Source organism: Yoonia sp. I 8.24 (assembly GCF_022096995.1).
Classification (GTDB): domain Bacteria; phylum Pseudomonadota; class Alphaproteobacteria; order Rhodobacterales; family Rhodobacteraceae; genus Yoonia.
In genome coordinates this window covers 67,646-86,153 of record NZ_JACXGQ010000003.1, presented here as the reverse complement: position 1 = coordinate 86,153, position 18,508 = coordinate 67,646, and the positions used below count along the sequence as shown (strand labels likewise).

The window sequence follows — 18,508 nt, the reverse complement described above, 5'->3', positions numbered from 1 at the left end:
CGCAAATGCGCCAATTCACGATCATTTCTTTGCTTCCTGGCGCGCTTATTGGGATCGCGCTGAGTTTCGGTGGTTCCTGGATACTCATCGCCCTGATCTACCTGACCGGATTTGCGCGGTTAGTTGATGCCACGGTAAAATCTGAACGGGTCGCCAGCGAATTTCCGGCGGGCACGGGGCTTTCTATTGCCCTTGCCGGGCTGCATTTTCTGCTTTTGGTAGCGACTGTTCTTGTCCTTGCAAATGGCCAGCATAGCACGTTCGAAAATATCGGGCTGTTTTTGGCAACCGGCCTGTTCATGGGGCAAATCAGTAACGCGAATGCACACGAGCTGATCCACCGCGGCAGCCGCGCCCTGCATCATTTGGGCATGTGGGTCTATATCTCTATGCTCTTTGGGCATCATACCTCGGCGCATGTCTTGGTGCATCACCGCCATGTGGCGACGATGGATGATCCGAACACATCACGCCTTGGCGAAGATTTCTACCGCTTTGCGCGGCGCGCATGGGTCGGGTCATTCATGATGGGTTACAAGGCCGAAGCGGCCCGCCCGCGGCCCGCATGGCGCAATCCTTACGTCACCTATGTCCTTGGCGCGTTTGGGTTTATGATACTCGCGCTCGTGATCAGCCCCAAAGCTCTGCTGCTTTATGTCGGGCTTTGCGCCTATGCGCAGATGCAACTTCTGATGTCGGACTACGTGCAGCACTACGGGTTGATGCGTGCCAACCAAGACATTGGCAAGCCTGAACCGGTCGGACCGCAGCACAGTTGGAACAGCCCGCGTTGGTTCACCTCTGCGATGATGCTAAATGCGACACATCATTCGGACCACCACGCACACCCCTCACGTCATTTCCCCGCACTAGCCGTGCCAACGGACGCCCCCATGCTGCCCAAACCTCTGCCCATTATGGGTGCAATTGCCTTGGTGCCCCCGCTTTGGCGGCGTATGATGGACCCGTTGGTTGAAAGATATGCAAATGCTTAGACTATTTCTTTTGTGCTGCGTTTTTGGCAGTGCCGCACAGGCACAAAGCACCATGGATGCTGCCCGCTTTGACGAACATGTCACAGGGCGGACGATCACCTATCTTTACATCCATGATGGCAGCACGGGGATCGAGCGCTATCTGTCAGGGCGCCGGGTGATGTGGTCGTCGGCAGCAGGCATTTGCCAGCATGGTGTCTGGTATGAAAGCAAAGGCGATATCTGTTTTCGTTATGACCACGACCCTGAACCAAAATGCTGGACGGTCTATGATGAACCCGCTGGGATGCGCGGGGTATATACAACGCGCGCGCCGTTTACGGTGATCCGCGAAATGGAAGGCCGCGATGATCCGTTGATCTGCAACGATCTATCGTCATGATGCCCGCGCCTCAGGTCATGACCTGCGTGATGCGATTCTTGTCGATCAAAGCAAAATCGCAACCGTCTTGAAAGTGAAGCGCGCGGGCGCAGCTGCTGCAATCAAACATCAGCCATGTTGGCCGATCGCTGTCTCGATCACCACAGCACAACACTTAGCCAATAAGCTTATTAAAAACATACGCAATATTGGCCCATTACACAGCGACCTTCACCATGATAACAATCACAAAGGTAGCCGTAGGTAGCTGGCATTAGATGCCAAAGGGTTGATCACGGACCGCGCGGATGAACCGCATGGCCAACACTTTCGCTGAACAAGTCCAAACACCGGCGCGCTACCTGATGGATTGGACCATCGCCCATAACGCCCTCATGCGGGCACGTCTACTTTGCGATGGTGCTGACGCGGCCATCGGTGAATTCAATGTCTAGGGGGCCTTTGGCATCAGCCGCGCGCGTGACAAGCCCATCCGTGCCATGCACTACCGCGTAGCCCCGCGCCAAGGTTGCCTTATAGCCCAATGTTTCATGCATCCGGACTAGCGTTGCCAGACGTGCGGTACGTTCTGTCTGCTGGCGCGTTGCGCGGTCTGACAGGCGCGTCATCGTTATAGCAAGCCGTTCGGATTGCCGCGTGATCCGATCTTCGAGCAACACAGGTGTAAGCCGTGCGCAAAGCGTTGACAGGCGCCGGCGATCTTCGGCGATGCGGCGGCTCAAAATTGCCGGGCGAAGCGACGCCTCGGACAATTGCAGACGTTTCTTGGATGCCGCTGTTTTGAGCGCGGCAGGCAATCTGTCACCAAGATGGTCCAACCGTTGCGTCGGCACATTCAGCAAACTGTCTTTGCGCGGCAGCGCGCGCCCCAAATCGCGGACGCGCTGTTGGCGTTGCGAAACGCCAGTGGTCAGCGCTCGGTTCAACCGCGCGGCTTGTTGATCGGCCCATGCTAACAGCTCTATCCGCACGGGCACCGCTAACTCTGCTGCGGCTGTTGGGGTTGGCGCGCGCATATCTGAGACAAAATCAATCAGCGTCGTGTCGGTTTCATGGCCAACTGCCGAAATCAACGGAATGTCGGACGCCGCCGCCGCACGCGCGACGATTTCTTCGTTAAAGCCCCAAAGGTCTTCGAGCGATCCACCGCCGCGCGCCACAATCAGCAATTCCGGGCGTGGCAAGGCACCTCCCGGGGTCAACTGATTAAACCCGGCAATCGCAGCGGCGACATCAGGTGCGCAGCGCTGCCCCTGCACAGCTACAGGCCAGACAAGTACTTTGCGTGGAAACCGGTCGCGCAAACGGTGCAAAATATCGCGAATAACCGCGCCGGACGGCGACGTGATCACCCCGATAATACCCGGCAAATAAGGCAAGGTTTGTTTGCGTTCAGGGGCAAACAAACCCTCAGCGGCCAAGGCTGCTTTGCGTTTTTCGAGCATTGCCATCAGCGCACCCGCGCCCGCTGGCGCGATGTCTTCGATGATCATCTGGTATTTGGACTGGCCGGGAAAAGTGGTCAGCTTACCAGTGGCGACAACTTCCATGCCCTCTTCAGGGCGATGTGCCAAGCCCTGCGCGCGGCCTTTCCAGATAACCCCTGAAAGCACCGACCGATCATCTTTGAGATCAAGATAAATATGCCCCGAACCGGGGCGCGACACGCGACCCACCTCGCCGCGCACCCGCACATGCGAAAACCCGCCCTCAATTGCCTTTTTAACGGCACCCGAAAGTTCGGATACCGAAAATTCAGGTGTATTATCCGCCGGTCCATCGTCAAACAGATCCATCAGTCATCCTTGGAGGTTGGTAATTGTACAGGTAGCGACGAATACTTCCATTGTAAAAACCCACTGATTGATATGACCATCGCGCCAAAAAACGCAAACACATAGGATGAAAATATCATCGCCAAAGCAAAGGCCGCAAACCCAATCACCCACATCAAGAACTGCGAAAACCGCATCATTCCATCGTCGGGATCTGGCCAATATTGCACCTGCGCGCGGCCGAATTCTTGGGCATAATAGTCAAGCGTGTGCTCATACGCCGGATCATCTGCAAGCGGCGGGAGGTCTTCGGCGCGGTGGATCGTGCGGCCGATGATCCGTGGACAGAAATCACGAAAATACGCCTTTTCATCCGCGATATGCAGCTGCCAGACTTGATCAACAATTGGCGAAGGCGTCAGATCTTCGCCCGTTGATCCGATCAAATACATAAAACGCCGATATTCCTCGATCACGGTGTAACACACATCGACATCATAGCCGGTGGCGTCGCGCAGCTGTTCAATGAGGGACCGCGTCAAAGGGCGCTCATGAAAACTATAGCCCTCAAGCCGATGCCAAAGCTTGCGATCACGTTTTTCCCTGTTCATGTGTCGCCTTTCGTACGCCTTGCGGTCAAAAATAACGCGGATCAACGCAAAAGGCCAAGCCCAAATCGCTGCGCACTTGTGATCGGTCGCATGCAGCCCTAAAACCAGCTCAAACATGGCATATGGGGCAGCAAATGAATATTCTGATCTTGGGTAGCGGCGGGCGCGAACATAGTTTGGCATGGGCTGTAAAACAGAATCCGAAATGTGACCGCCTAATCGTGGCACCGGGCAACGCCGGGATCGCCCAAATCGCAGAATGCGCCGATATCAACATCCTTGATGGCGGTGCCGTTGCGACATTTGCCGAAGAAAACGCGATCAGCTTTGTTATCGTCGGCCCCGAAGCCCCGCTTGCTGCGGGTGTCGCAGATCGCCTACGCACCGCCGGAATTTTGGTCTTTGGCCCCAGCAAAGCGGCTGCGCAGCTTGAAGCGTCAAAATCATTCACCAAAGCCATTTGCGATGCAGCGGGCGCGCCCACCGCAGCCTATGCGCATTTCACAGACGGTGACGCTGCCCGCGCCTATATCCGCGCCCAAGGTGCCCCAATCGTGGTCAAGGCCGATGGTCTGGCCGCGGGCAAAGGCGTGATCGTAGCGATGACAGAAGACGAAGCGCTCGCCGCTATCGACGATATGTTTGACGGCAGCTTTGGCGAAGCTGGCGCTGAGGTGGTGATCGAAGAATTCATGGAAGGCGAAGAAGCGTCCTTCTTTGTGCTTTGTGATGGCAAGACGATTTTGCCTGTCGGCACGGCCCAAGATCACAAGCGCGCCTTTGATGGTGACACAGGCCCGAACACTGGCGGGATGGGCGCCTATTCTCCTGCCCCGGTGATGACCGACGTCGTTACCCAAAAAGCGCTCGATGAAATCATTCAGCCCACGATGGACGAAATGGCCAAACGCGGCACACCGTTTCAGGGCGTGTTGTTTGTGGGGCTGATGATCAAAGACGGGCAGCCGCGGTTGGTCGAATACAACGTGCGTTTTGGTGATCCTGAATGCCAATGCCTGATGATGCGGCTTGGCGGGCAAATCCTTGACCTATTGGAAGCTTGCGCACAAGAGCGGCTTTCTGAGGTTGCGGTAAACTGGGCCGATGATCATGCATTGTCAGTAGTTATGGCCGCCAAAGGGTATCCGGGGTCATATGAAAAAGGCACCGTGATCAAAGGGCTGGAGACGCTGCCCGAAGATAGTTTCAACATGGTGTTTCACGCGGGCACTGCCGAAAAAGATGGGAAAATCACCGCGATCGGCGGGCGGGTCTTGAACATCACAGCACGTGGTGCGACCTTAGCCGAAGCCCATAAAAACGCCTATGCAATGGCGCAATCAATCGACTGGGATAAAGGATTTTATCGGTCAGATATCGGCTGGCGCGCTCTTTAGCCCCTCTGCTGGCGTATTTTTAACAAGTGTAATGTGTGATGATCAAGTTAATAAAAACGGCTACAAAAGCCCGCGCGCTCTTCGCGCCAGCTGGACTGTCAAACCGCCACAAGTGCACAGGTATCCACGTCGTATGTGGCTTTAGCAGCGCCGGCAAATCCGAATATATGCGCCACCTGATAACAAATCCGGGTCATTTTTATGGAATGACCCCGGTCTACGAGGCTATGTTTCGCACCAAAGAACGCAAAGCATTGCAGACCCGCGACCTGTTTCATCTTGATATCGCCAATGACACGCAAGCAGCTGACCCAAACTATGCACCCAATGTGAACCACCATCCGCTTGTGGCCAAAGGGCTGTTTGCTACGAAAATCACCAGCGTCGATATTCTGGTTCTGACCTCTGACACGCTTAGGGAACGCATATCAACGCGGGTCAGCGCAAGCGACGATCTAGGTCGCAAAGGGCCGAGAAAGGGCTACGATACGGTCAACAAGCTACAGATATTTGACGCCTGTCCCATCGCGGACCGCTACGCCGTTTGGTGTGACTACTTTGAAGCTATGCAAGCCGAAATTCGCTATATTCATTCCGGTAACCGCAAATACGAAAACGTTGCTGATCGCCAGACCGCCATAGACATTCTAAACAGTCACACGTCTCAATTCGTGTCTTATGTTCACCAAGATCGGCAAGTCACACCCGGACTTGTTGCAGCACCTATCGTCTAAATGTCATACGGACACCGGCCTCCAAGGCCAATGCGTGAACGTTAAAAGTGGAACGATGCACGCAACATTGCCGTGTTGAAATCGACGTCAATCCCGCTGTCGTCCATATCTTCAAAGCTATGCACCAAAAATTCACCCCCAACCGAGATGCGTTGGGTGACCATCATATCCGCGCCAACACCGTAAAATGGTGCTGTATCCGCCAAATCATAAGGCGGGCCAATGGGCTCGATATACACCTCTGCATAGGCGATACCGGCAGTCCCATAGATGAACACATTGCCCGCCATTGTACCCGCGCGCAGCTTTAGATGGGCCAAGGTGTCCATCTCGATCACGACGTCGGTGCCGCTATCCTCCAGATCAACTGACGTGGTGTTGTAGTCGATTTCAGCACCCAGCCGCATCGACCCGAAGTCACGCTGCACCCCCGCATGCACCCCGTAGATCGGGCCTTCGAAATCCGTTTCTGGTAGTACCGTCGTCTGTAGGTCAGGTGTAACATCCCCAGACACAACGCCCACCTGTACACCAGCATACCAATCAAGCGGCACAGCTACCGGTGGAAGCGGCGGTGGCACCGGGATAACCGGGTCAGAGAGCCCACCGGCAGAAACCTGGGCTGCAACAATACAACTCGTCAATAATACAGTCTTGAAAACATTCATTCCGAATCCCCTCAGGTTGTATAATAGCGTTATGACTCTCATTTTGCACAAATATTGTTTCACGCTCAACAATTATTGGATTCAGATAGGCGTACTGTCGCCGGTCTGGCTAAAATGATCAAAAACAAAGAAAAGCCACGCCCGGTAAAAGGCGTGGCATTGGCATTCAAAAGATTAAGCGCAGCCTAGAAGTGATAGGAGGCGCGCACCATCGCTGTGTTGAACTCAACATCATACCCGGTGTCATCCATATCTTCAAAGCTATGGATCAAATACTCAGCGCCGATTGAGATGGTATCAGACACCATCATATCAGCCCCAATACCGTAAAACGGAGCTGTATCAGTCATTTCGGTGGTCAGGCCAAAGGCGGTAATGCTCATATCTGCATAGGCCAAGCCAGCGGTGCCATAAACAAATGCATTGCCAATGTTTGCGCCTGCACGCAGCTTAAGATGCGCCAATGTGGACAGCTCAGATTCGACAAATTCTTCATCGTCGGCAAGATCGCTGCCAGAGGTATTATAGTCAATTTCAGCACCAAGCATCATGCCGCCAAACGCGCGTTGCACGCCGGCATGCACCCCGTAAATCGGGCCGTCTATATCAAAACTAGGCGTGTTTGTTGTCACAAACTCATTCGCCAAATCCCCTGTTAGATTCCCAGCCTGCACACCCGCATACCAATCAAGGGGCACAACCATGGGCGGTGCTGGAGGGACAACTGGAATAATTGGGTCGGATAGCCCACCTGCAAAGGCGCTCTGCGCAACAAAGGAACCTGCTAATATTACTGGTATAAAAATCTTCATATCGTATCTCCATAATAAAATGTTGGTGATATGCGGACTCTGACACGGAAATTGTTTCGCAATCAAGGTCTATGACGCGAAGATAGGCGCACTGTTGCCGGCAATCACAAGCACCTCATAACAAAGAAAAAAGCCGCGCCCGTTATGTGGGTGCGGCTTAAAATATCTTGAAGCGGGGTTTGCTTAGGCCGCGCGGCCAACCAAGACAGATGTGATTTCGTCACCGGCAACAGATTCTTCACTACCTGCTACAACCGCAAATTCGCGTGTCAGACGTTCAAGTGCAGCTTCATAAAGCTGGCGCTCGGAATAGCTTTGCTCGCGTTGGTCGTCTTGGCGGTGCAAGTCGCGCACAACCTCTGCAATCGCGATCAAATCGCCTGAGTTGATCTTTTGCTCATATTCTTGCGCGCGGCGGGACCACATTGCCTTTTTGACTTTAGCTTTGCCTTTTAGCGTCTTGATCGCTTGGGCCACGACATCAGGTGTCGCGAGCGCACGCATACCAACGTCAGTGGCTTTATGCGTTGGTACGCGCAGTGTCATTTTGTCTTTTTCAAACGCAATTACAAACATCTCTAGCTCAAAACCCGCAACTTCTTGGGTTTCGACAGACACAATTTTGCCAACGCCGTGCGCCGGATAAACAACAAATTGCTCTGGGCTAAATTCGCTTTTCTTCTTACTCATGGTTGTCCTTTCAAGACGACCCAAAAACCTATAGACGACAAAAAATCCGGCGGCGACAAAGGTCACCGTCGGGCATTGCCTGTTTCACTTTGGATCAACGTGTTCTTATCATTGAGCCCACTATATCACAAAAACGCCAACTCTAAAAGCGCCGCAATGCAGCATATATTTCGCTTTTAAAAACAGGGCCGTCGCGGCGCAATCGCGCCGAATCAGCCACCCTCGCCCGGGGCTTCGGACAGCAGCTCAAGCTTGCCAGATTTGCCGTCCATATCATCGGCTTCCGGCAGCGGATCTTTCTTGGTGATAATCACTGGCCACAGTTCTGCATATTTGCGGTTCAGTTCAACCCATTTTTCCATGTCCGGCTCTGTGTCGGGCCGGATCGCGTCAGCCGGGCATTCGGGTTCGCAGACCCCACAGTCGATGCATTCGTCAGGGTGAATCACCAACATATTTTCACCCTCGTAGAAACAATCTACGGGGCAGACTTCGACACAGTCTGTGTATTTGCAGGCGATACAATTGTCGTTGACGATGTAGGTCATAGTGGCATCCGATTATCTAACAAAGGTCTTGCTAGAATAGACTGCGCGGTCATTCAAGGTCGAAAGATGTATCGGTAGCACGATGCGTCATCATATCCCTGCGTTGCTTCTTTGTTGGGCGACCTTTTCTGTCGCCGCCCGGATTATAGGGACGGCGTTCTACGGCGGGCGACATATCATCGTATAATGCCTGCGCTTCGGGTGCGGGCCCCCGACGCGTTCCTAGGTCAAGGATTCGCACAACCTTCGTGGCATCCGCTTGTGTGAAGGTCAGCACATCCCCTGCCCCAACGCCACGCGCGGGCTTGCTTACGGGGGTTCCGTCGATGCGCACCTTGCCAGATGTGACCACCCCGGCAGCAAGGCTGCGCGATTTGAAAAACCGCGCCTGCCAGAGCCATTTATCCAGCCGGATCGTTTGCCGGGGCGCTTCGGTCAATCCTTTTTGAACCCAGCCAATGCGGCGGCAAACGGGTTATCGGGATCAATCTGCTTTTCGCGCTTGGGCTTGGCCGCAAATGTTTGTGGCTTGTTGCCACCGCCTTGCGGTTTGCCTTTGCCCTTTGGCTTCCCTTTTGGTTTGCCCCGCGGCCGATCACCTTGCGGGCGCGCAGCCCGTGCGGCACGGCCACCCCAAGTGAAGGTATAGAACACTTCCATTTCAGGCGCTGCTTCTTCGGCAGGGGCCGCTTCTGCATCGGCAACAGGCTCTACCTCTGGGGGCTCTGCATGTGTCGGCGCGGCTTCGGCATTTGGCGCGTCATCGGTGGCAACCGGCGTCGCCTTTACTTTTTCGCGCTCACTTTTTTCAGCCTTATAGCCAAGCCCGGCCATCAAATCCGCAAATTGTTCAAGCGTCATCCCCGTGATCGACAACATATCGGGATTGGCTTCGAAACCACCGCGGCTGTCTTTGTCGCGCAACATATCTGCCAGCCGTTCAAGCATATCGATGCGAATTGCGCGCTCACCGGCTGCGCGGTAACCCGACATCGCATAGAACCCCGGCACCGCGTCTTTTGCCGCAGGCACGGTGACCAGGCCCGGTGGTGGGGCTTCGGGGAATTCCTGAAGGCCCTTGGACAGTGACCACAACACCAAACGCAAACGGGTTGCGGCGGGTTTCAGCAAAAGCGGCTGAAAGATCGTGAACTGACCAAAACGCACACCGTGTTTGCGCAACGCGCCGCGCGCGTCCTGATCCAATGCTTTGACTTCGTCGGCAACTTCGCCACGCGGTATAATGCCGAACCCTTCGGCCATCCGGTAGGCGAACCCTTTTGCCGCACCAGTCAGAGTCTCATCGTTTTTCAGCGCAAGCAGGCCTTCGAAGCCAGCCGCGATCTTGCGGTCAATGAAATGCTGCAAGCGGCGCTGCACCTTTGCGGCCACATCTTCGCCAGCTTCATCATCAACAAAGGCTGCCACACCCGGCTTAAACGGATCAGACCCGGCAACCAATTTCCCAACGGCCTGATCGCCCCACATCAACCCACCTTGTTCGGTGAAATCAATCTCAGGATCCGGCGCGTTGTAAAACCGATCTGCCAGCAGATGGAACTGCGGCACCAGCGCCTGCACAGATGCCTGACGCAATGTCTTGGCCTCATCGGGGCTTCCGGCCTTGTCCATACGGAACTGGAAACCTTCTAACCGTCCGACGAATTCGCCTTCTACGGTTACTTCACCTTTGTCGTTTACGTCAGCCAAAAGGCTCTCCTTCTGTTTGAGCCGCCGAAGCAAAATGCTTGTCCGCCGGTCCACAAATCTTTGTGTGAGCGCGCCATGCAGCGCGTCTGATAGTCGGTCTTCTACAGCGCGCGTCTCGTCACGCCAATGGTTTTCGTCACGCAACCAACCGTTGCGCTGCGCAACATAGGTCCAAGTACGGATGTAAGCCAGCCGTTTCGATAGGGTATCAATGTCACCGTCCACGCGGTCAATGCGGCGCACTTGCAGACCAAACCAATTGGCGGACACATGCCCAAGCTGGTGCAGATCATTATAGATATGGGTCAAAAGACTGGCGTGTTCGCCTGCGGAAATGCCCCTGAAATCAGGCACGCGACAGACTTCCCATAGCAGTTTGACCGATGGGCCATCGCTAGCACGTGCCGCGACTTCGGTATCACCGCTGAGCGCTTTGAGCGCCTTAAGATCATCGCTTTCGCGCACGCGGGTCAACCACCGATCATCGGTGCGTTCTTCAAGCGTCGCGATCAATCGCTTGACCGATCCGAACTGTAACCGGCTGTTCCGCCAGTGTAATTTATTTACTGGGGCAAATTGGTGTTCGGTGATGGCTTCGGCGACTTCTTCGTCTAACGGCGGGGCTTCGCCTGTGACCCCAAAGGTGCCGTTTTCAATATGCCGCCCTGCCCGGCCCGCAATCTGCGCCAACTCTTGCGGCTGCAGATGCCGCATCCGGTGCCCGTCAAATTTGATCAGCGACGAAAACGCGACGTGCGAAATATCAAGGTTCAGCCCCATCCCGATGGCATCTGTCGCCACAAGATAATCAACATCGCCATTTTGGTACATTTCGACCTGCGCATTGCGTGTGCGCGGGCTCAGCGCGCCCATCACGACCGCCGCCCCTCCTTTGGTGCGGCGGAGCAATTCGGCAATTGCATAGACATTTTCAACAGAAAACCCGACGATTGCAGCGCGTGCAGGCATACGACTTATCTTTTTCGAACCCGTGTAGGTCAACTGTGACATGCGATCGCGGTACATAAATTGCGCCTCTGGCACCATCGCAGCAATCGCGCCGCGCATTGTATCGGCACCTAAAAACAAGGTTTCATGCAAGCCCCGTGCATGCAGCAATCGGTCGGTAAACACATGGCCGCGTTCGGGGGCGGCGCAAAGCTGAATTTCATCGATGGCCAGAAAATCGGCCCCCATGCCCTCGGGCATCGCTTCTACGGTGCAGACCCAATAAGCAGCACGTGGCGGAACGATTCGCTCTTCGCCCGTAATCAGCGCGACAACACCGGGGCCGCGCACCGCGACAATCCGGTCATAAACCTCGCGCGCAAGCAGACGCAGCGGCAAACCAATGATGCCCGTGCGGTGCGATAACATCCGCTGGATCGCATAATGCGTTTTGCCGGTATTCGTTGGGCCTAAAACAGCCGTGATGCGCGCGCTTGTCATGAGGGTCCTTAAATCGTGCTGGGCGCCTTACAGCGCCTCACCTTCAAGTTGCAACTGCAAGCGTGCGACCGCATCCATGGCCGGAACCGACTGCGGATTGATCGCAAGAATCATCTGATATAGCTCTAACGCATCCTCGGGGCGCTGAAGATCCTCCATAATCACGGCCAATCCATCAATTGCGCGGAATTGGCGCGGATCGATTTGCAAAACCCGCGCAATATCGTTCAACGCAGGCCCGGTAAGTCCCAATATATAATAGGCAGATGCACGTCCAAAATAGCCACCTGCAAAATGCGGCGCATGATCGATCAGCGCGGTATAATGCTCTAGTGCCGCCTGCGGATTACCATCCAAAAGCGCATCTGCCCCCCGCTGCAAAAGCAAATCCATCGCTGGTGAGCGGCTTTTGTCCCAGGTCGCGAATATTTCATCCTCAATCGCTGCATATGCGCCTGCATCTGCGGCGAGCAGGTCTTGATATAATTCGTCCAGCGTCGTTTCTTGGGCCAGCGCAGGTAAGGAAAACCCGACTGCCAAAGAAAGTGCCGTAACGATACGTTTGATGCGATGTGTCAGCGTAACCATAAAGACCAATGTAACGCAGAACGCGGCCAACACCAGAGGTCGGCCGCCACATCAACCAAGAAGGACGAAAAAATATGAGCGATGTTGTGACCGAGGCCGTAGCTGCCCTGAACGCAAAAATGGACGGCGCAGACTTTGATGGCACTGCGAAGTTTGTGATCGAAGGCGAAGGCGGCATCATCATTGATGCAGGCGGAGCACGTGCAAGTGAAGACGATGCAGACGTGTCACTGACCGCCGACACCGAAACATTTAAAGCGATCCTCGAGGGAGAGCTGAACCCAACAACCGCCTTTATGACCGGCAAGCTGTCGGTTGACGGCGACATGGGCCAAGCAATGAAGCTCGCGAGCGTATTAGGATAAACATGGAAACGGCACCGCTTTTTGACGACATTGCACATGGACCCGCAGGTGGTGCCGCCCATTGGCTGAAAACTTCTGATGGGCTGCGCATTCGCGTGGGCCATTGGAACAAATCAAATGCGCAAGGAACGGTGCTTATCTTTCCGGGGCGCACGGAATTTATTGAAAAATACGGCGTAACCGCCAAGGCGCTGCATGATCGTGGCTTTGCCTCTGTTGTTGTCGATTGGCGCGGGCAAGGCATTTCGGACCGGATGACGCCGAACCGCGCAATTGGCCATGTTGGCAGTTTTCGCGACTTTCAGTATGATGTCGCGGCGGTCATTGCCTATGCAAAAGCGCAAAACCTGCCCAAACCCTATTTCTTGATCGGCCATTCGATGGGCGGTTGCATTGGGTTGCGCGCCTTGAATGAAGGGCTTGATGTGCAGGCCGCGATGTTCTCTGCGCCGATGTGGGGCATTCAGATGTCTGTCGCGCTGCGGCCGATTGCTTGGGGGCTTTCAGCGGTGAGCCGTCAGCTCGGGTTTGACGAAACACTGGCGCCGGGCCAGTTTGAACAACCCTACGTGCTGCGCGCGGCATTTGAAGGCAACGCGCTGACCAATGATCGGGCAATGTTTGAAACATTGGGCGATCAACTGCGCAGCTATCCTGACCTTGCGCTTGGTGGGCCGTCGCTGCGCTGGCTGAACACGTCATTGCGTGAAATGCATCGTCTCAATCAACAGCCATCGCCACGAAACATTCCCTGTCTGACATTTCTGGGCAGTAATGAGGCTATCGTTGATCCAACCCGTATTCGCGCACGCATGGCGCGCTGGCCAAAAGGCGAATTGCGCCTGATCGCAGGCGGTCAGCACGAGATGCTGATGGACAGCGCAGTACAGACAGAGATGTTTGACGCAGCCGCGGCCCATTTCGAAGCGGCATCAAACGCCAAAGTCATCGCCTAGACAAGTCCCGCGCGGGGGGCTTTCAACTGCCCCTTTGCGCACCTATGTTATGCCCAAACAATGAGGTATAACATGAACATCCCCACCCCCGTATTTGATGCGAACGCCCAAGGCGGCCAAGGTTTTGGCGACCTGCCTGAATGGGATTTGACCGATCTTTACGCCAGCCCAGACGCCCCCGAATTGACCCGAGATTTGGCGTGGTTGGATACAGAATGTGCAGCATTTGCGGCGGATTACGCAGGCAAGCTTGCGACGCTTGACGCAGCAGGGCTGCTGAAAGCCGTGCAGCGCTATGAACAAATTGATGTGATTGCCGGGCGGATCATGTCCTTTGCCGGGCTGCGGTATTACCAGATCACCACAGATAGCGACCGCGCGAAATTTTTGGCCGATTGCCAAGATAAAATCACCAACGCGACCACGCCTTTGGTGTTTTACGGGTTGGAATTCAACCGTCTGGACGATGACCATCTGACAGGGCTCTTGGCTGCCAACGCTGATCTGGCACGCTATAAACCAGTCTTTGACCGCATGCGTGCAATGAAACCGCACCAATTGTCAGACGAGCTGGAGCAATTCTTGCACGATCAATCTACCGTTGGCGCCGCAGCATGGAACCGTCTGTTTGATGAAACCATGGCCGGGCTTGAATTTGACGTGGACGGCGAAACCCTCAACCTTGAGGCCACGCTAAACCTTTTGACCGAGCAGGACCGTACCAAGCGCGAGGCCGCAACCCATGCGCTGGCCGCCGTGTTCCAAGACAACATCAAGACCTTTGCGCGCGTCCACAACACGCTTGCCAAAGAAAAAGAGATCGAAGACCGCTGGCGCAAAATGCCAAGCCCACAGGCCGGGCGGCACCTGTCGAACCACGTAGAACCCGAAGTGGTCGAGGCCCTGCGAAACGCCGTTGTTGCCGCCTACCCACGCTTGTCGCACCGCTACTATGCGCTTAAGGCAAAATGGCTTGGGCTAGAGCGGATGCAGACCTGGGACCGCAACGCGCCCCTGCCGATGGAAACGACGCGCACCGTCGATTGGGACGAAGCCCGCGAGACCGTCATGACCGCCTACGCCGATTTTGACCCCAAAATGGCCGAAATCGCAGAGCCGTTCTTTGACAAAGGCTGGATTGACGCCGCCGTCAAACCCGGCAAAGCCCCCGGCGCATTTGCGCACCCGACCGTGACACCCGTGCACCCTTATGTGATGCTCAACTATCTGGGCAAACCACGCGACGTGATGACATTGGCACATGAATTGGGCCACGGCGTGCATCAGGTGCTTGCCGCTGAACAGGGTGAGCTGCTGTCATCGACCCCGCTAACATTGGCCGAAACGGCCTCTGTCTTTGGTGAGATGCTGACGTTCCAAAAACTGCTGGATGGGGCCAAAACCAAAGAAGAGCGCAAAGTCCTGCTCGCAGGTAAGGTCGAGGACATGATCAACACGGTCGTGCGCCAGATCGCGTTTTATGATTTTGAATGTAAACTGCATGCGGCCCGCGCCGAAGGCGAACTGACGCCAGATGACATCAACGCGCTGTGGATGTCGGTGCAGGCGGAATCGCTGGGCGAGGTATTCGACTTTGCACCTGGCTATGAGACCTTCTGGTCCTACATCCCGCATTTCGTGCATTCCCCTTTCTACGTCTACGCCTATGCGTTCGGCGACGGTCTGGTGAACGCGCTTTACGCGGTCTACGCCGAAGGCGATCCGGACTTTCAAACCAAATATTTCGACATGCTGCGCGCAGGAGGGTCCAAACACCACAAAGACCTGCTGGCCCCCTTCGGCCTTGACGCCTCAGATCCGAAGTTCTGGGACAAAGGCCTATCGATGATCGAAGGCTTCATCGACGAGCTAGAAGCGATGGAAGACTAAGAGATTAGAGCGGCGCAGGAAACTGCGCCGCTCTAATCAAAATCAGGTGTTCGTTATTAATTGATACAACGCTTGCTACGCGGCAAAAGCGGTCATTCGCACCTATAAGTTCAATGACCTGCTCGGCTAAGTTGGGCCGGGCTCAATTTACTTTGCATGCCTGCTTTGGCCTTCTTACCGTTGGCCGCATATTGTAGGTGTCCAAAGATTGGTGCCGTCCACCAGACCGAGGAGGGTTTGGTAGACGGATGTCGATGTACACTGGCTGCCTATCGATTGGGCCCCGGAAGCGCTGACTGCAAGTCGTCAACGGAGATACCAAGCAGATCCGCAACCGCGTTCAGGTCCGCGTCCCGTCCGCCGGCGTCTTCCATGGTTTGCCTTAGCAGGTCGGCATCCACTCCCAACGTTTCGGCAATCGCGTCAAAGTCGGGGGCGCCGCCGCCAACGTTGGCGGATCCAATACCACCAGCTGCGTTGGTCGCGAAGTTGTCATCCGCAAACACCCCGACCAGACAGGTTGGCAGATTGGGGAAGGTTGCACCTGAATGGTAATGATAGACAGGTTCTCCACCTTCTTCGGTCAGGCCGATATGGCCGCCACATTCATCAAGATCGTCGGGAACCGAACCATCGTGGTTCAATGTGCCATACATCGCAAACCCGTCGAAGGCATACCCAAACTGCGCTGTCTGGTCTTGCTCGACATTCACGCACTCTGCATCGACACCTTCGTTTTCATAGACCGCGTTCAGATCCGTGGCCGTTGCATGCCAGTGATACCAACCGCCGGGGTCGACATGGCCACCACAGGTGTCAAGCGCGGGCATATGTCCGGTATCCAGCACCGAGGGAGCATCGGCAAAGATCGGAACGCCATCCAGCCCGATCCCGACTTTCGCGACGGTGCCAAGCTTAGTCGGTTCATCTGCCATGACGGGGTTCGCAGGAATGAGGACCGTCATCTCGACCTCAGGATCGACGGTGGCCTGGATGCATTCGTTGGTCTCTGTCGGGCCTTCGGTACGGATGTCAAAGGAATAGACGTCACCATCTTCGTTGAAGAATGTGTACCCTTGTGCGTCTAGCATCCGCAGAAAACCACCATCGATCCGGTAGAGCCCGGCTTCGTCGCCGTCCCAATGCCAAATGCCCCCCGCATCGTCCAAGGTCGCAGGACAAAACGGACCGATCTCAAGGTCATCGGGCAGGTATTTCACAACGTAGCTTGCGCATTTCGCAGCATCGCCGTTTTCGAGCGTGCAATCGACGATCTCACTGGGGCTCACCAATGCATTCTCGTGCACAGAATGCTCATCGGCATGTGCGTACGCGCTGCTTGCAAACATCAAACCGCTGAGTGCGCTCAGTATTAAGATGCAGCGGTTGGATGTCGCCCGCTTGTGTGGTTCTGGGGTTGTAGACATTTTCAAGTCTCCTTTTTTAGTCACACCTGATTGATTGCATCAGCAAGGAAGTTGTGGGTACAAGGATGCCAATCAAACTAATTAGGGTCCTAACTTTATGCAGATTGTAAAACAAGGGGCAAGATTTCATTTGCTCATGCACAGTACACATCTTTTGGAGGACCGTTTGCGCGTGTTGCTAAAGCCGCTTGGCCTTCACGCTGGCCAAGCGCGTTTTATTCATGCGCTGGGGCGTATAGGAGAGGCATCCCAACGGCAGCTGTCATCCGAGTTCAACATCACCCCAGCCAGCATGAGCCAGATGACCAAGCGACTGATAAACAATGGCTATATACAGCTACGCAGAGACCCAAAAGACAAGCGCACCGCCATCTTATCGCTGACCGAAAAAGGAGAGCAACTTCTGGATGAGGTTGTCGCGATCTGGCAAGAGGTTGACCAGATCGTTGTTGATGCAATCGGCGCCGAGAACGCTGATCAGCTCTTTGCGCAAAGCGGCAACTTGCGAGATGCTTTAGGTGGAAGGGCCCCAATGGTGAATCCCAATCCGTCGCCGAAACGCCAGATCACGCGGGTCGCTCACCTTCATCGAAGCGGAAATTTGTAAATAAAGCAGCAACTGCATTACTGGGCTCACTGCGGACATTAGCTGCGCGATGCATCGAGGTCCGCCTAGGGGGACAAAGTGTGAATCCGCTGCGGTTGCACCAATTGTTGTTGTTGCTGTGATGCCCCGTCGGCTAAAACCGCACACATGTCAGGATTCACGCATTCACCCGATCCATCACCGCAGCTACGGCAGCAATACCTCAAGTCTCTCGAAGAACCCCAGGAATTCTTCTTAGAAGAAATGGTTAGTTTGGGGGGATTTTGGACAAATGACGATGGCTCGTATGGCGTCATAAATGGAACTAGCTTGGTCGAGTACTTCAGTCCTAAACCTGAAAACTCAACGAGGCTATTGCGTTCTCTACATGACCAACACGGCTTCTCAACGGCGCTGGTCAAGTCTTTTGATCGTGCCTTTGTGCAATCTTGTCATAAGCTTGGATGGCAGGGTTCTGTGGGAGGGTTTCTGTTCAGAAATCGAGAATCCGGCACTCATATAACGTTCAATAACGCCGAGATAAGCGCTGCAATACCAACCGATGTCGAACCACTTTGGGAGATCAATGAAGACTTCTTTGAAAGCCAAGGTGAGATCGCGGCTTTAGCCAGCAAGGATAAGCTTTGGACAGTCAGAGTAGACGGAGAGATCGTTGGTTGTGGGGTGTCCAACCGCTTCATTGAAGATAGCAATGCGGTGGATATTGGCATGATGGTCGCCCCAAACCTTCGTCGCAGAGGATTGGGCACACACATTGTCAGCGAAATCGCCAATAAAGCTGAGCAATCTGGTTTACGTCCGATTTGCGGATGTGGGGCCAACAACACGGCGTCGAAGGCGACCCTTGAGAAGGCTGGCTTTGTTTCAGAGCATCAACTGATTTCATTCGCCGTATGACGCCTGC

19 protein-coding genes are annotated in these 18,508 nt (G+C 54.8%); 9 read left to right on the top strand and 10 right to left on the bottom strand.

The genetic code is table 11. From position 1 onward, the window contains the following. The first annotated feature begins 5 nt into the window (after window positions 1–5). Both Yoon_RS06190 and Yoon_RS06185 read left to right on the top strand, forming a co-directional pair. Entirely contained in the window at window positions 6–995 is a 990-nt protein-coding gene (locus Yoon_RS06190) for an alkane 1-monooxygenase (RefSeq protein ID WP_238111146.1), read from the top strand. Further along, the gene (locus Yoon_RS06185) at window positions 988–1,377 is read left to right on the top strand and encodes a hypothetical protein (RefSeq protein WP_238111145.1); all 390 of its coding nucleotides are present in this window, start codon (window positions 988–990) and stop codon (window positions 1,375–1,377) included. Before Yoon_RS06190 ends, Yoon_RS06185 begins: the two co-directional genes overlap by 8 nt. 386 nt (window positions 1,378–1,763) lie before the next feature. Here the strand turns inward: Yoon_RS06185 and xseA are convergent, their stop codons facing one another. Beyond that, window positions 1,764–3,173, bottom strand: coding sequence for an exodeoxyribonuclease VII large subunit (xseA, locus tag Yoon_RS06180; protein WP_238111143.1), 1,410 nt, complete (start codon window positions 3,171–3,173; stop codon window positions 1,764–1,766). Beyond that, a complete protein-coding gene (locus tag Yoon_RS06175; protein ID WP_238111141.1) occupies window positions 3,173–3,763 on the bottom strand; it encodes a hypothetical protein in 591 nt (196 codons plus the stop codon). The genes xseA and Yoon_RS06175 overlap by 1 nt, the downstream gene beginning before the upstream one ends. A 134-nt stretch (window positions 3,764–3,897) precedes the next feature. Between Yoon_RS06175 and purD the strand changes: the two genes are divergently transcribed. Both purD and Yoon_RS06165 read left to right on the top strand, forming a co-directional pair. Continuing rightward, window positions 3,898–5,160: a phosphoribosylamine--glycine ligase gene (purD, locus tag Yoon_RS06170; protein WP_238111140.1), complete on the top strand. Its 1,263-nt coding sequence runs from the start codon at window positions 3,898–3,900 to the stop codon at window positions 5,158–5,160. Between the two features lie 38 nt (window positions 5,161–5,198). Beyond that, entirely contained in the window at window positions 5,199–5,894 is a 696-nt protein-coding gene (locus Yoon_RS06165) for a hypothetical protein (RefSeq protein WP_238111138.1), read from the top strand. A gap of 41 nt (window positions 5,895–5,935) precedes the next feature. Here Yoon_RS06165 and Yoon_RS06160 read toward each other — a convergent pair whose 3' ends face one another. The 7 genes from Yoon_RS06160 to Yoon_RS06130 form a co-directional block, all read right to left on the bottom strand. Then, complete coding sequence (locus Yoon_RS06160) at window positions 5,936–6,562, bottom strand: outer membrane protein (RefSeq protein WP_238111136.1); 627 nt, start codon at window positions 6,560–6,562, stop codon at window positions 5,936–5,938. A 185-nt stretch (window positions 6,563–6,747) separates the two neighbouring features. Continuing rightward, on the bottom strand, window positions 6,748–7,374 hold the full coding sequence (locus Yoon_RS06155) for an outer membrane protein (protein WP_238111134.1): 627 nt from the start codon (window positions 7,372–7,374) through the stop codon (window positions 6,748–6,750). A 183-nt stretch (window positions 7,375–7,557) separates the two neighbouring features. Next, complete coding sequence (locus Yoon_RS06150; RefSeq protein WP_113777154.1) at window positions 7,558–8,064, bottom strand: CarD family transcriptional regulator; 507 nt, start codon at window positions 8,062–8,064, stop codon at window positions 7,558–7,560. Between the two features lie 212 nt (window positions 8,065–8,276). Further along, window positions 8,277–8,612, bottom strand: coding sequence for a ferredoxin FdxA (gene fdxA / locus Yoon_RS06145; RefSeq protein ID WP_113777155.1), 336 nt, complete (start codon window positions 8,610–8,612; stop codon window positions 8,277–8,279). 49 nt (window positions 8,613–8,661) lie between these two features. Next, window positions 8,662–9,051 (bottom strand): RNA-binding S4 domain-containing protein, encoded by a 390-nt coding sequence (locus tag Yoon_RS06140; RefSeq protein WP_238111131.1) that lies wholly within the window; start codon window positions 9,049–9,051, stop codon window positions 8,662–8,664. Further along, window positions 9,048–11,771 carry a helicase-related protein gene (locus tag Yoon_RS06135; RefSeq protein WP_238111130.1) on the bottom strand — a complete coding sequence of 908 codons (2,724 nt, stop codon included), beginning with the start codon at window positions 11,769–11,771 and terminating at the stop codon, window positions 9,048–9,050. The genes Yoon_RS06140 and Yoon_RS06135 overlap by 4 nt, the downstream gene beginning before the upstream one ends. Window positions 11,772–11,798: 27 nt before the next feature. Then, window positions 11,799–12,359, bottom strand: a complete 561-nt coding sequence (locus Yoon_RS06130; protein ID WP_238111129.1) for a hypothetical protein — start codon at window positions 12,357–12,359, stop codon at window positions 11,799–11,801. 74 nt (window positions 12,360–12,433) lie between these two features. On the opposite strand from Yoon_RS06130, the gene Yoon_RS06125 reads away from it, so the two are divergent. The 3 genes from Yoon_RS06125 to Yoon_RS06115 all read left to right on the top strand — a co-directional run bounded on the left by Yoon_RS06125 (window position 12,434) and on the right by Yoon_RS06115 (window position 15,570). Next, window positions 12,434–12,724: an SCP2 sterol-binding domain-containing protein gene (locus tag Yoon_RS06125; RefSeq protein ID WP_238111128.1), complete on the top strand. Its 291-nt coding sequence runs from the start codon at window positions 12,434–12,436 to the stop codon at window positions 12,722–12,724. 2 nt (window positions 12,725–12,726) lie between these two features. Next, window positions 12,727–13,680, top strand: a complete 954-nt coding sequence (locus tag Yoon_RS06120) for an alpha/beta hydrolase (RefSeq protein ID WP_238111127.1) — start codon at window positions 12,727–12,729, stop codon at window positions 13,678–13,680. Between the two features lie 72 nt (window positions 13,681–13,752). Further along, on the top strand, window positions 13,753–15,570 hold the full coding sequence (locus Yoon_RS06115; RefSeq protein WP_238111125.1) for a M3 family oligoendopeptidase: 1,818 nt from the start codon (window positions 13,753–13,755) through the stop codon (window positions 15,568–15,570). A 269-nt stretch (window positions 15,571–15,839) separates the two neighbouring features. Here the strand turns inward: Yoon_RS06115 and Yoon_RS06110 are convergent, their stop codons facing one another. Next, a complete protein-coding gene (locus tag Yoon_RS06110) occupies window positions 15,840–16,997 on the bottom strand; it encodes a YHYH protein (RefSeq protein WP_238111124.1) in 1,158 nt (385 codons plus the stop codon). A 97-nt stretch (window positions 16,998–17,094) separates the two neighbouring features. Between Yoon_RS06110 and Yoon_RS06105 the strand changes: the two genes are divergently transcribed. Beyond that, window positions 17,095–17,604 (top strand): MarR family winged helix-turn-helix transcriptional regulator, encoded by a 510-nt coding sequence (locus tag Yoon_RS06105; protein WP_238111123.1) that lies wholly within the window; start codon window positions 17,095–17,097, stop codon window positions 17,602–17,604. A 147-nt stretch (window positions 17,605–17,751) separates the two neighbouring features. Beyond that, the gene (locus tag Yoon_RS06100; protein WP_238111119.1) at window positions 17,752–18,501 is read left to right on the top strand and encodes a GNAT family N-acetyltransferase; all 750 of its coding nucleotides are present in this window, start codon (window positions 17,752–17,754) and stop codon (window positions 18,499–18,501) included. Window positions 18,502–18,508 lie beyond the last annotated feature (7 nt).